11 protein-coding genes and 1 riboswitch are annotated in these 13,554 nt (G+C 37.0%); of the genes, 4 read left to right on the forward strand and 7 right to left on the reverse strand.

The genetic code is table 11. The features are described from left to right. Positions 1 to 32 precede the first annotated feature (32 nt). Positions 33 to 722, reverse strand: coding sequence for a YetF domain-containing protein (locus tag NST93_RS17690; RefSeq protein ID WP_405103943.1), 690 nt, complete (start codon positions 720 to 722; stop codon positions 33 to 35). Positions 723 to 1,279: 557 nt separating this feature from the next. Between NST93_RS17690 and NST93_RS17695 the strand changes: the two genes are divergently transcribed. From NST93_RS17695 to NST93_RS17705, 3 genes are all read left to right on the forward strand, one after another. Continuing rightward, positions 1,280 to 1,558, forward strand: a complete 279-nt coding sequence (locus tag NST93_RS17695; RefSeq protein WP_405099322.1) for a CD3324 family protein — start codon at positions 1,280 to 1,282, stop codon at positions 1,556 to 1,558. Positions 1,559 to 1,928: 370 nt separating this feature from the next. After that, positions 1,929 to 2,120, forward strand: coding sequence for a hypothetical protein (locus NST93_RS17700; RefSeq protein ID WP_405099324.1), 192 nt, complete (start codon positions 1,929 to 1,931; stop codon positions 2,118 to 2,120). Between the two features lie 260 nt (positions 2,121 to 2,380). Then, entirely contained in the window at positions 2,381 to 3,418 is a 1,038-nt protein-coding gene (locus NST93_RS17705; RefSeq protein WP_405099326.1) for a DUF3895 domain-containing protein, read from the forward strand. Between the two features lie 157 nt (positions 3,419 to 3,575). On the opposite strand, the gene NST93_RS17710 is transcribed toward NST93_RS17705, so the two are convergent. The 6 genes from NST93_RS17710 to NST93_RS17735 form a co-directional block, all read right to left on the reverse strand. Beyond that, positions 3,576 to 5,528 carry a GTP-binding protein gene (locus NST93_RS17710; protein ID WP_405099328.1) on the reverse strand — a complete coding sequence of 651 codons (1,953 nt, stop codon included), beginning with the start codon at positions 5,526 to 5,528 and terminating at the stop codon, positions 3,576 to 3,578. A gap of 1,109 nt (positions 5,529 to 6,637) precedes the next feature. After that, positions 6,638 to 7,255, reverse strand: coding sequence for a flavodoxin family protein (locus NST93_RS17715; RefSeq protein ID WP_405099330.1), 618 nt, complete (start codon positions 7,253 to 7,255; stop codon positions 6,638 to 6,640). 154 nt (positions 7,256 to 7,409) lie between these two features. Next, positions 7,410 to 8,108: a hypothetical protein gene (locus NST93_RS17720; protein WP_405099332.1), complete on the reverse strand. Its 699-nt coding sequence runs from the start codon at positions 8,106 to 8,108 to the stop codon at positions 7,410 to 7,412. A gap of 30 nt (positions 8,109 to 8,138) precedes the next feature. Then, entirely contained in the window at positions 8,139 to 9,035 is an 897-nt protein-coding gene (locus NST93_RS17725; RefSeq protein WP_405099334.1) for an ABC transporter ATP-binding protein, read from the reverse strand. 42 nt (positions 9,036 to 9,077) lie between these two features. Then, positions 9,078 to 10,238 carry a hypothetical protein gene (locus tag NST93_RS17730; RefSeq protein ID WP_405099336.1) on the reverse strand — a complete coding sequence of 387 codons (1,161 nt, stop codon included), beginning with the start codon at positions 10,236 to 10,238 and terminating at the stop codon, positions 9,078 to 9,080. A 110-nt stretch (positions 10,239 to 10,348) separates the two neighbouring features. After that, complete coding sequence (locus tag NST93_RS17735; RefSeq protein ID WP_405099338.1) at positions 10,349 to 11,578, reverse strand: hypothetical protein; 1,230 nt, start codon at positions 11,576 to 11,578, stop codon at positions 10,349 to 10,351. 286 nt (positions 11,579 to 11,864) lie between these two features. Beyond that, positions 11,865 to 12,029: riboswitch (M-box (ykoK) riboswitch) on the forward strand. Positions 12,030 to 12,182: 153 nt separating this feature from the next. Between NST93_RS17735 and mgtE the strand changes: the two genes are divergently transcribed. Beyond that, positions 12,183 to 13,544, forward strand: a complete 1,362-nt coding sequence (mgtE, locus tag NST93_RS17740; RefSeq protein ID WP_405099340.1) for a magnesium transporter — start codon at positions 12,183 to 12,185, stop codon at positions 13,542 to 13,544. Positions 13,545 to 13,554 lie beyond the last annotated feature (10 nt).

Consider the following 13,554-nt stretch of genomic DNA (forward strand, 5'->3'; position numbering starts at 1 on the left):
TATTATGGGCTATGATAGATGGCAAAGGCATTTTAATTGGATGTTTTCGGATAAGTCTGTACGAATAAACCATGACCTTCCAGCCATTCGGCAATTAATACCTCTTTATAGTGAGAAACATTCTGTGAAGAAAGCTGCATTATTAACCATGGTTCATCATATTCCAAATCTTTCAATTCATCCCAAAGCACTTCCCCATCACGAATTAAAGTGACAGGAACACAGACAGGTTTTCCAATCAGGTTGAGATCTTCTAGAGTTGTTTTCTGATACTTTGGTTTCTTTAAAATACTAATCGAACCGTTGGATTCTAAATAACAAAAGGCAACTTCTCGAATGGAAAAAGTTTCACTTTGCCGAAGTAAACTTTGCAGCAGATTGAGATTCATTCGATTCTTTTTCAAGGCTTCATAATCCACGACTCCATTTTTTATTAAAGCGGACGGTTTACCTTCAAAGATTCTGCGAAAGAAGCGTGTCTTTTGTCCAAGAAACTCAACAATAATTAGTAAGATTCCCCAAATACACATGGAATAAATAATATAGGCAATCCCAACTTTCTCATCGTATAAGGCATTTCCTAGCAACTCTCCCAGCACGATGGAAGCAATAAAAGTAAACGGCGTAATTTGATTGATAATTTTTTTGCCGACAATCTTAACAACAGCAAATAATATAAAAAATCCTGCGATTAATTCAAAGGTTAAAGCTGTGAATGACATGATATCTGTACCTCTATCCATTATTGTCCTTAATCTATTTATAACCAAACAATAATTATTTATTAACTTAACTGTTGCATCGTGCATATCAGAGAACATAATATTACTGGCTTGACTTGTCTCAAGAATAAATAGCTGGTTTGTGCTTTGTAATAGAAATTAATTTGAGCGAAAAAGCAGTTCATGAACGGTAACGGTGGATAAAACAACTATATCGATTCTTTCCCTTGAGGGGGTATGAAAAATATGAGTTAATAAAGGTGTCGGACCGATAGACTCTTGCGAAAGGAGGCTGATTATATTGATCACGAACAAAGAGGTGATTTCCGCATAGTGCGGGAATCACTATATGGGACCGTTAAATAATGCGGTCCCATTTTAATTTGTGAAGAAATGTTTGAAAATTTGCATCTTACTTTAAAATGAAAAATCGTTTATAATTTGCAGTAAGCAATACAGAATTCTTATTAAATAAAACGAAAGGAGTTGTCACGAAATGATTGTTATACAGGTTAATCAAGCTATCAATGTACATGTTAACAAGGAGGCCGTAAATCGTGCAGTACAGAAATGCAAAAGAGGTCCTTCCCCCTAGTCTGCTGAAAGAGATGCAGAAATATATTCAAGGTGACTTGATTTATATCCCTAAAGCAAAAAAAGAGCGGGCAGCCTGGGGAGAAGTGAGCGGATCAAGAGCGTTAATCGCTGAGCGGAATGAAGAAATTTACCAGCTATACGCAAATGGTAAATCGATGGAAGAATTAGAGCGGAAATTCCATTTATCGATGGACAGTATTCGAAAAATTATTTATAAAATGCGTAAATATAATGAATAAGCACTTTTCATTTATCAATTAGAAACGTGAAGCCAGCATAATGAGCTTCACGTTTTTTGTATGGAATCAGATTGTATAAAACAAATATAATTAATCTCTCCCTTGTTTGGACAAGCTTATGTATGCGTTAATAAGGATGTAGCAATTATTATTCAAGAAAGGAGGTAACAGGGATGTTAACTAAAAATATTGAGGTGGCTCACGTATAATCGTGGACCCCAATGCACCAGTTGATTTCGTTTAACCCGGCTGCAACCTGAATACTTGAATGTATTCAGTCTTAATACGGAGTTGTTCTGAATCGATGGTGGGAAAGAATTGTTACCGAATTTCAGGCCCTGAGCCGACGACCAGAAGTCTTCCCGGTTATATGATTAATCATATAGAAAGTATAAGGGAGGAAGCAATCGTGCATATGGATATTGCTATTTATAAATGTATCGCTCATGAACGGATGGAAAAAATTAAAGATGAAACCTATGGAAAACAAAAACGAAATAAAAATAACAGAACAATAGATTGGAAAATGAGTATTAGTATGATTTTAAGTACATTTGTATAAGTGGGAAGTCTGGTTAAAAGTAATCGGGTGGAAACTTCGAGATTAGCAGAAAAATAAAATCGGAGCTAATTGATTGAAAGATGCCGCAAGCATGTTATATCCATGCTGTGGCATTTTTTATGCGGAATTGTCTGTTAACTAATGCTCTGGTATACTATTTTTAGAAAAGCAATCGCGTAAGGACTTGCAAGAAAGCTTGTCAAAGGACTGCTAAGATTAACACATTTAGATTCATTTTATTATCATTAGGAGTGTTTGACATGTATAGGATGGAGCATTTAACACAGCCGGAAAGAGATTCTATTTTAAGTTCTTTGAATGAAAAACAGCAGAGATTTATTACTGCGCATTTAAAGCGTGGCAGAAAGACTGTATTTGCAAATATTTTAGCCAAGGAAAAAGCCGGTCTTGATCCAATAGAGGAAAATAGCCAAATAGCAGAAGGATGGGAGCTTATTGATTATATTGATGCTGGTCCAGGATGGCAAAGCAATCCGAAGTATTTTTGCGAATGTGGCAGACCGCTTAGATATCAATATGTTTTACAAAACACTCAGTCAGGTGAGATAAAGAGGTTTGGGATTAATCACTTTCAGGAACATACAGGTATATCGCCACAGCTTGCAAGAGCAATAGTGAAAGGCATTGAAAGCATTGATTATGAGATGGATGAAATTTTAATTAAAATTTCAATGAACTGGTCACTTGCAGATACAGATATAGATGGGGTCCTTCCCGTTATTACAATCCCTGATGATATTCAGAGTCATTTAGATTCTGAGATTCCTTTATTGGATAGACAAGTCAAACGTTTGAAACAGCAAATTGCGGCTTACTGGAAAGAGGTAGAGGAACAGAGCCTGCGGAATAAAATACGTGCGGAAGAGCAGGAAGAAAAACAACGTGTTAAAGATTATCAAGAGCTTAAAGCAGTTTTGTCCGCCAATATTGCAAGTGGACAGGTACAAATAAATACCGGATCCAGTTTAAATGATAGCCTGCAAATTGGGGTGCTAACCTATTTATATAGTTTATCAGAACCCATTGTAAGTGCTAGGGAGGCAAGCGAAAGTCTAGTTGCATATCACGGCGCGTCCAGCCAAACATTTTCCAGTGGAACATTGAGAATCTATCCAGATGTATGCAGCTTTTTAGAAGCTTTAAAAGCTCAAGGCTTTCTGGAGTTTGTAGAGAAGATAGGGCTGAAAGATCGTATATATAAACGAATAAAATTACCGCAGCTTCCAGAGGCAAAATCTGCTGAACAAACCCGAATGATGTTGTTTGAGGATGATTGAATTGCAGTATTATAGATAGCGATTAAACAGTACAGAGATTATAAAAAGATATTATTTAATTGCAAAGAAGTCGGTCTGCTTTACTAGTTAGAAGTCCTTTAGTTGAATATATATTAGAAAATCAGTAAGAACAATTCTGTTCTTACTGATTAAAGCCTTACAGTCCATGCATGGCATCTCTTGCTTCATCCCACGGTACAACAATCGTAGCGCCTCCTTTAGCAACAAAGATGGAGGATGAGGAATACGCTGGATCAGCGTCTTTCTGATATGCGGTTTTTTCCATCACTTCTTTTGGATTATGACAACGATTGTAGCCGCCATTTTGGAGCGAGAGTACACCTTTTCCATGGGTAAATGAAACAAATACAGCATGATAGTCCATAAAAGCAGCAACTGGTACACTGCCTGTTAGTACAGCATTGTCTCCAATTGTTTCTGGAGAAGAGAATGTACCACTTGCTTGTTGAATGTCAGACATTACCCTTCCGATATGATTGATGTTTACTTTTATCTTAAAATGATAATATGGTTCCAATAAAACGTTTTTTGCCTGCTCTAAGCCTTGGCGCAGCGCACGAAATGTTGCTTCGCGAAAGTCCCCGCCTTTTGTGTGCTGGTTATGGGCAAGTCCTTTTAGTAAGGTGACTTTTATGTCTGTAAGCTGGGAACCGGTTAAGAGTCCATGATGGCTGCGTTCAAAAATATGCTGCCGAATGAGATTTTGATTTCCTATAGATAAATCATCTGCATGGCATTGATTAGCGAATGTCATGCCAGTTCCTCTGGGAGCGGGTTCAATTTTCAAATGAACCTCAGCATAATGCTTCCAAGGCTCGAAATGACCATAGCCATTAACAGTTGTATCTACGGTTTCTTTATAAAGTATTTCAGGGTCGGCAAACGAAATTGTATAATCAAAACGGTCTTTTACTACTTTCTCAATTATTTCCAGCTGAATTTTCCCCATGACATGAATATATATAGCCTGAAAGTTTTCATCCCAGACAACCTGCAGAGATGGATCCTCTGCTTCTAATATACGAAAGGAAGCTAACATATCTTTTACGGGAACAATGGAGTCAAAAAGTACTTTCGATTTTAAAATTGGCATCACTTCGAAGTTGGATTTTTCCTTTATTTCACCTAAGCCATCCCCAATTGAAGCAGTAGATAAGCCAATAACTGCAGCAAGTTCCCCTGCTTGAACCGCATTCACTTGTTGAAAATGCTGTCCGCTATAAGTTCTGAGCTGGGTTATCTTTTCTGTTATTCTATTTTCCGCGTCACCATATGTAAGTTCATCCCGCACGCGTAATGTCCCACTTAATATTTTAATAAAAGTGACACGGTTCAAACTTTCATCAAAACGGACTTTATACACGCGGGCGGAGAATGGAGCATCACTATTATAATTTGTCTCTGTTAGTGATTCGAGTTGTTCAAGAAACACTGCAATTCCATCATCTTTTAAAGCAGACCCTCGTGCACAGGGGAATAATTTATTTTCTTTAATCAGTCTTTTCAAGCTTTCCGTCCATAAGAACTTTTCATATCCAGTATCTAAATATCTTTCAAATAGGATTTCATCTCGTTCCGCAATACTTTCGATTAATGTATCATCCATTTCCCCGTTCTGGAAATTCGAAATATCACATATATCTGAGGATAAATTCGTTTGAATATCTTCTAAAATACTTGATGGATTTGCTCCTTCACGATCTGCTTTATTAATAAAAAAGAAGGCTGGAATGTGATGTTTTCTAAGCAGCTGCCAAACTGTTTCCGTATGACCTTCTATGCCTTCAACTGCACTGACTAGGATAATTGCATAATCCATCACCTGAATTGCTCTTTCCATTTCGGGTGAAAAGTCGACGTGACCGGGTGTGTCTATGATGTAGTAGGTTGAATCCCGATAAGTGAATCTTCCCTGGTCAGCAAATACAGTAATACCTCTTTCTTTTTCTAATCTATGACCGTCCAGGAAAGCATTCTTATGGTCGACACGTCCTCGTTGTTTAATTGTATCTGTATGATATAGCAGCTGCTCAGAAAAGGTGGTTTTCCCAGCATCAACGTGAGCCAAAATACCAATTGTTTTATTCATCGACATCCCCCTAATGATAGATGTAATAATTTTTATTATAGCAGAGGAACAGGTGTGGAGCTAAACGGATGAAATAGAGGGGGAAGAAAAGAAGAAAGAGGCTGGGACTTAACTAATACCGACCAAATAAGAGACGAACATTATTGAATAAAAAGCTTTTAATGTTAACCTTTTATAACAGGAAAATGATTCGTAGTCGATACAAAGTGTTGATTACCTTAATTCAGGGTAACTTTAGTTTTGCCTTCTACCCTATTGGCTGGAAGTCCGCAGTCCAAATACTCCTCGCTTTTGGGGGTCAGGTCATTTCCTAGGGCGGCTGGTAAGCCCCCTCGTGCTACGCACTACGTGGTCTTACCGATGCCTTAGCTCCCCAAGGAGTCTCGGAGTATTTGGACTGCTCCCAGTAAAAAATAACGGTTATTTCATTGAATTTTGGCAGGATATGCATGTTAATCTCACTAGACTATTTTAAAGCATACACATAAAGGTATTTCAGCTGATAGCTTAAGATAAGGAGCCACTCTTTTATAACTATAATTAGAACGCAAAATAAGCTAATCAGCACTTAGCAGCCCGAATACACGAAGACTCCTAGGGGAGGAAAGGCCTAGGTGAGACTGCGAGTGCGTTAGCGCGAGTGGCTCACCAGCCGCCCCTGGAAAGCGAAGTGTATTCGGGCTGCGATTTTCCAGAGGTGTCCGTAAAGCACTGAATTGAAGTAGTCAGGATTCCACTTAAAATCTGAACGAATTAAAATATCGTTCGGATTTTAATATGTTATATTTCTTTTGTCTCTGCCTCTTATTTCTATTTTACTTGTAAACCGCTATAGAAATATTAATGCAGATAATACGTAAAATCGAATTATACTTTATTCACTCTTCATCTCAATTTATGATGGGAGCTAATAAACGCTATAATTTCTTGCTCTCTAACAATATCGGATAAAAAAGGATAATTCCTGGAGACATTTTCAAATAGAGCAAGTTGTTTATCATCTGCAACCTGGTCTTGATTAACAAATAATTCCTATGCGTGCCTAATCATTTATTGCATCAAAAAAGTACTGCGTAAACAGTACTTTTTTAAAAATTTAAGTTCATTCCTTAGTTACTTGCATTACCCTCAGCTGGAATTGGATTATTCATTAGTATACTTGCTAAGTGTACAAGGTTATGACTGGCAGCCTGGGCATTTTTTTGTGTGAATTCATTTTCTTGCCCATTTGCCTCGATATAAGAAGGGCCTGGACCCGCGTCACCAACCCAATAACAAAGTGGATTAGGCGGTATGGTAAACCCATAGTGCGCTAAGGTGAAGAGAATATCTCTGGCAGCATGTTTAGCACCATCTTCATTTCCTGTAACTACTACGCCAGCAACTTTATTGTAATAGATAGGTTGTCCATTATCATCTGTTTCAGATCCGGATCCAGTAATTCTTTCCATGACCATCTTAGCAACACTGCTTTTTTCACCAATCCATATAGGGGTTCCTACGAGGAGAATATCAGCATCCTTTATTTTATCTGCTATCAAAGGCCATTCGTCACCATCTCCCATATTTGCCTCAACACCAAAAGCTATATGATAGTCCATTACTCTAATTATTTCTGTTTCTACTTGCTTTTGTTTAAAAACATCGATGAACTCTTGTAATAAAGCGTCAGTATTGGATTTTTCATCAGATGTTTTTAAAGAACAGTTTAAGATTAATGCCTTCACAAAAACACTCCTTTTAATTTTGAATGTATTGTGTCTATTCCCTTTTTTAATAGAATTAATCGTAACTGTAAAGTAATGAAAAAGGTGGGAAGGATGCTTTAAAATAAATAGAGTGCATGCGAAATAATCATTTCGCATGCACTCTATACCTCTATTAAGATAGTGGGTCAAATTGAAGTAAATTCAAATTAGAAACTTTTAATCTTTGTCCATCCTTTAACTGAACTTCAATCCTTGATTCAGCACTGCTATCGAGGAACTCAAACACTCGGGGGGGTTCTCCCTCTTCCAAAATATGAAGATATCCAAATGCAAAATCAGTACTGGGGATTACAGAATAATCTCCTGCTTCAATATCTTTGCCAACTTCCCAAATGCCTGCAGTTAGTTCATTAGAAAATTCAGTAGCTACTGGAGTGATGATGGCATAGTCTATGCCATCAACATGGACAGTATGTGACCCATTTAAATCAACTGTCACACTTCCGATACCATATCCATAATCTAACAGCTCATCAATTAAGAGCTGATCATCTTCATCATAGACAAGCACCCTGCCTGATTGTGGTACATTATGAAATTCACCTGCAGCAATCATATATCTGCCCTCTGCGGGAACAACCTTTTCTCCCAACAGTTCGATTGGACTAATCGCAATTTCTTCAGCTTCAGCATTACTGCGATCGATTGAATGATAAATGGTTGCACTATTGTTTCCAATCAGTTCATCTTTCTCTGGTCCTATGATTTCGTTATTATCTTGATAGAGTAATACCTTTTCCGAAGGTTCCTCACTGCAGCCAATTAAAATGAATAAACAAAAAGCAATGATGAGGAAAAGCGCTTGTTTCATTTTATCCACACTCCCAGTTACTCAAGTCTATCAAACGTCATGATAGTATTTTTCATAGTATTCTGCTGTTCCAAGCGGACCGATTGCCAGCTCCTTTTCCTCAAAAGCTGACAATCTTGCTATCCATTCATTTTGTTCACCCTGGGCCATGCTTGAAATTGGGATACAGCATAGGTGATTTGCAATATAAAGATGGTTTCCTGGCAAGGAATATGTTAAGGAAAACTCCTCATATTCCTCAGGTGCTAGATCTATTTTTAGATATCGTTCAGCGGCATTGCTGGCATCCTGCTGATGAATGATGTTACCATCCTTTAAATATAAGACACGATCAGCATATAAATCGAGATTTGAAAGCAGATGGGATGCGACAAAAATAAGTTTACCCTCTGCCTTCATTTGAATTAAACGATCGGAAATAAGTGAAACATTGGCTACATCCAGCCCATTCATCACTTCATCCATCAGCATAATTGGTGTATCAGCAGCTGCAATCATTGCAAAGCATAGTCTTTGCCGCATACCGAGAGAATAGGTTTTCACTTTCTTTTTTACATATCCCTCCATTTTCAGCTGCTTATAAATTTCTTCCACATGTTTTGTTGTGCCTGTCCACATGTTTGCATACAGCTTCATATGATTGACGCCTGTCAATTCTTCAAATAAATCTCCTTGTTCGGGAAAAGTTGCAAGCTGCTTATGAATGGCAATTTCTTTTTTCTCTGTTTTATATTGCAGTTTTTTATTAAAAATCACCGTGCCTTTATTTGGTTTAAGAAAGTTTGCTATGACGTTAAACAAAGTCGTTTTACCAGTTCCGTTAGGGGCAACAAGACCAATAATTTCCCCGCTGTTTGCTGTTAGCGAAAGATTGTCTAAAACAACCTTGTCTTTATAATTTACCGAAATATTCTCCAGTTTTAGCATGGTTAACCTCTTTTCTATACATTTTATCCTTGGTTTTTTCTATTAGAATGCCTTTTCCAGTGGAGCGTCTTTGGGCTTCCTTTGATAAGTAAATTTATTTAAAGCGTAGATTACTGTGAATAGAAGAATAATGATTACGCCTAGAATACACATGGCAAACAAGTAATCTATTGAATAATTACCTAATTCAGTTGCAAGTTCTCCTGATAGCACCTTGCTTATATCAATGAATTTAATTGGGTGTAAGAAGGCTGCTTTAAATCCTGCAGCCATCGCAATATCAGGGAGTAAAAAGATACCTAACCCAATTAGGATGTTAGCAAACGCATTCTTAAAGAGCATATTTAGTAAGATGGATAATAATAACAATAGAATTGTAACTAATGCTAGTCCCATGAACATATAAACCAAGTATTGACTGGCAGGAACAGCAATATAGTTTTCGTTCTGATAAATAAGGATAGGAAAAGCAAACTCACCTGCATTTATTTTTCTCGCCAAATAGATGCTGCCGATAGAGAATCCTAAGAGCAAAAAGATATAGATTTGGATACTGTGGACCATTGCTTTGCCAGATATCTTATGCATGAAACCTAAAGGAAATCCGCGCATGACGGATTGGTGTCTATGCTCATAGATAAGCATTTCATTTCCGCTGATTAAGACAATTGCAAGGAATAATAGTCCGGTCAACATCGTAAATGCATTCGTGAAATAATGGTTGGTGGCAAATGAGTCTGACTCAATCGGTAAATTATTATCATTTATATAATGCAATAAAGCATCTTCTTTTAGTATGTCTTCTTTGGGAGTGATCAGATGATCTGGTATCCCGGCATTATTCAGTTCATGAACTTTCAGGCGCAACTGATTAATTTCCAGTCCATCTTTAATATATTGCTCACTATCATTGCCGTTTCCAATGTTCCAAACTTGCATCCCCAATAAGGATTGAATCTGTGTATGATACTCATAAACTTCCGCAACTTCTGGCAAATCATGACGCTGCTGATCAAGATAATCAAATACGGCATAGGATGTCTGTGTTTCTGCTCTTTTATTTTCTACTAAAGACAGTGGAGGTTCTTGACTATAATACATAAAATATAAAACAAAAAAACAAAGTAGAAATAAAGCAATAAACCAGCTTTTACGATTTTTTGATAATAATTTCAATTCAAACAGTGTAAACTTCCAAAACATATCAATTATCCTCTCTATCTGGTGTTTTCTCGTTTTAACCCCAACTGAATACTCCCTTTGTACTATCGCAGTGCAACTGGACTTAGACCCCGCAAAATGCAGTTTTTTTATTATGCTGTTTTACGATAGAAACGACGTTTATTCACGATTTGAGAGATGATAAATAACATTATTTCTATGATTAAAATTGTAATAAACAGCACAAGTATCCCTTTTTGATACGTAATTGACTCTAAATGGACTAAATAATACTTTTCACCTGAAATAATTCTGCCAAAGTCAAAATAGGTCTGCGGAAGATTACTGATTTCAATGCCAAAAAGCTCTGTTAATGTTCGAGAGTAGTAGATACGCTCCGAAAATAATAGAATGGTGCTAATCATGAGGACAATCCACGCATTTTTAAATAATAGACTTAAAAGAGCATTGATCCGAATGAATAAATAAATAAGAAGTGGAATAATTCCAAGCGCCATAAGTAAAAATTTCGCAGTAGAAATGGTATCAAACTCACTGAACCGGTAGCCAAAGTGATCAGCAGGCTGTGTGCTTGGTATCGTAATTGGCACAGAAAGCTGAAAAGAACCAAAGCCATTTTGAATGGTAATAATCAAGATTGCGACAGCGAGCAGGCCGAAAAGTATTAAAAATGTATATAGAAAAGCTACAAATGACTTGATATTGATTAAACGATACCAGCCGATTGGCATACCCTGAAGAAGTGTACGATGCTGTCTGTCCTTTGAAATCATGTCACTGCTAAAATAAATTGCACAAAATAAGACAATAGCTGCTGATGTGCCGAGAATGAAATTAATAATTGTTTGCAATGCTGTCTTTTGCTCAATCATTTCATAGGTAATTGGAATATTTGCATCTAAATAACCCTGATAGCGCAGATTTTTGAGATTAGAATTACGTTCTGCTTCTAAAGCAGGGTAGGGAATATCACCTACAAGCATCCAATCGCGAATCGCATTTCCAGCATCAAAATCGAAGCCTTTCATTCGCAATTGAATAAAACGGCTGAAGTTTTCATCCTCAAAAGCATGTACCATTCTGCTTTTTACTTTTAATTCATATGTACTCGCTGCATATGGTGTACCTGTCATATTGCCAAAACCTGTACCACCCCTGGCAATCATCCCTTGTTGTACAGCTTCTATGTTTTTTACATCTTTCTTCATTGCTTCTGGATTGAATGAATCATCTGTCTCCATTGCGGGAAGAACTAAGAAACAATAACTTAAAAGTAAGCTGATCAGTGCAATAACAAATAAATAATTCTTTTTTAATTTCATCATCATTTTGAATTCATGTACAATCATTGCTTTATTCATTCCGAATTCCCCTTTAAATGAAACATTATTTCCGCTTTGATTTTATATGTATTTGAGATTTGAATTTAAAGAAAATTCTATATCTGTTTATAGTGTAAACGAATTGAAACAAATTGCAAATACAATTGTAATAATTAGCATTATTTTTTCTAGTCTTCATTCAAGAAAAACTAGAAGAAGGCTTGCGAGGGGGCGAGTCGTTGATTGGAGATGGTGCCTGCTCTTATTTATGAAGCCTTTGATTGACTATTGATTGCCGGTCAGGTAATATCGGGCTAGAAATATATATATCCCTCGTTAGGTAAGGCTCCTGTGCGGAGAGACGCTGCTGCCCAAAAATGTCCAAAGACGCCAATGGGTCAACAGGAATTATCGACATAAGGTAATTTTTAATGCAGCTGGATTTCATCCTATGCCACACAGTGCTAAAGCTCCACGATTGGAGGATACTTGTTTTGCTTTTTAAGATTCTATTAATGAATGCTGTTATATTGCTATAGACAAAACACCTTCACTACATGAAGGTGTTTTTTATTGTTGTAATGGGTAAACAATGTATTGCTCCAATCTTAGTGTTATCAATAAAGAATCAGGAGGTAAGGACATGACAAAACTTGATAGACATAATCGTGAAGAATTTATGCAAGCAATCCGTACAGCATTAAACGAAGAAGATATTTTTCAATTTCGTGATTACTTTTTAGAATTGCATCCATCTGACCAGCTGGAAGTCTTTATGAGGCTTGCGAAAGAACAGCGTCAGCTTGTTTATATGTATATCTCACCTGAAGAAATGGCAGAAATATTTGGCGGGTTAACATTTATGAAACAAAAGCTTTTATTAAATGAATTGAATGAGGCGTATGCTTTTAATATGTTCAATCATATGTTTACAGACGACATTGTCTCCTTTTTAACGAAAGCAGAGAATGCATACGCAAAGGAAATTATTGAAAATCTTGATGAAAATAAAGCAATGAGAGTGGAAAATCTCTTATCTTACGAGCCAGAGACTGCTGGATCAATTATGACGAAAGAGCTGATTAGTATTTCCGCTGCAGATACAGTGGAGGATGTTCTTAAACTATTGAGGAAGGAGGCTCCACATGCAGAAATCATTTACTATTTGTATGTAATAGATGAGGATGGGGAACTGGCTGGGGTGCTATCCTTAAGGAATTTAATCATTGCAGAGCCAGACGACATGATACATGAAATTATGAATTCCAGAGTGATTTCTGTTCCAGAAAATATGGACCAGGAGGAAGTTGGTAAGCTGATTAAAAAATACGACTTTCTGGCCGTCCCTGTTGTCTCAAAGGAGAATACATTACTTGGCATTATTACTGTAGACGATATTTTGGATATTTTGGATTTGGAAACGACAGAAGACTTTGGGGAGATTTCTGCGGCAAAAGGTGCAACAGATATTGATATTGGAACGCTTGCCGCTGCTAAAAAGCGATCACCCTGGATTATATTATTAATGTTTTTTGGTATGATAACGGCAGGTGTCATTGGCTGGTTTGAGGAGACGCTTGAAACGGTTGTGTTACTCGGGGCGTTTATCCCAATGATTATGGATTCAGCAGGGAACGTGGGTACACAATCATTAACTGTATCTGTTCGTGGTATTGCATTGGGAACAATTGATAAAAAGGGATCGTTTAAAATTATTCGCAGAGAGCTGGGGACAGGCTTTATTATAGGTCTATTATGTATGGTGATTATTACTTTGCTTATTGCTCTATTATATAGCCAATGGATTTTAGGGTTAGTCGTGGGCATATCTCTCCTGTTTACACTTACACTCTCTGCAGCAATCGGAGCTGTATTGCCGCTCCTGATTAATAAATTAAATATTGACCCAGCTGTTGCATCTGGACCATTTATTACAACAATAAATGACATTACAGGCTTACTGATTTACTTTTCCATTGCGACTGCTTTATTAGATATTTTATAAGGGGTAGAGG

The organism is Oceanobacillus sp. FSL H7-0719, from assembly GCF_045040795.1.
Taxonomy (GTDB): Bacteria; Bacillota; Bacilli; order Bacillales; family Amphibacillaceae; genus Oceanobacillus.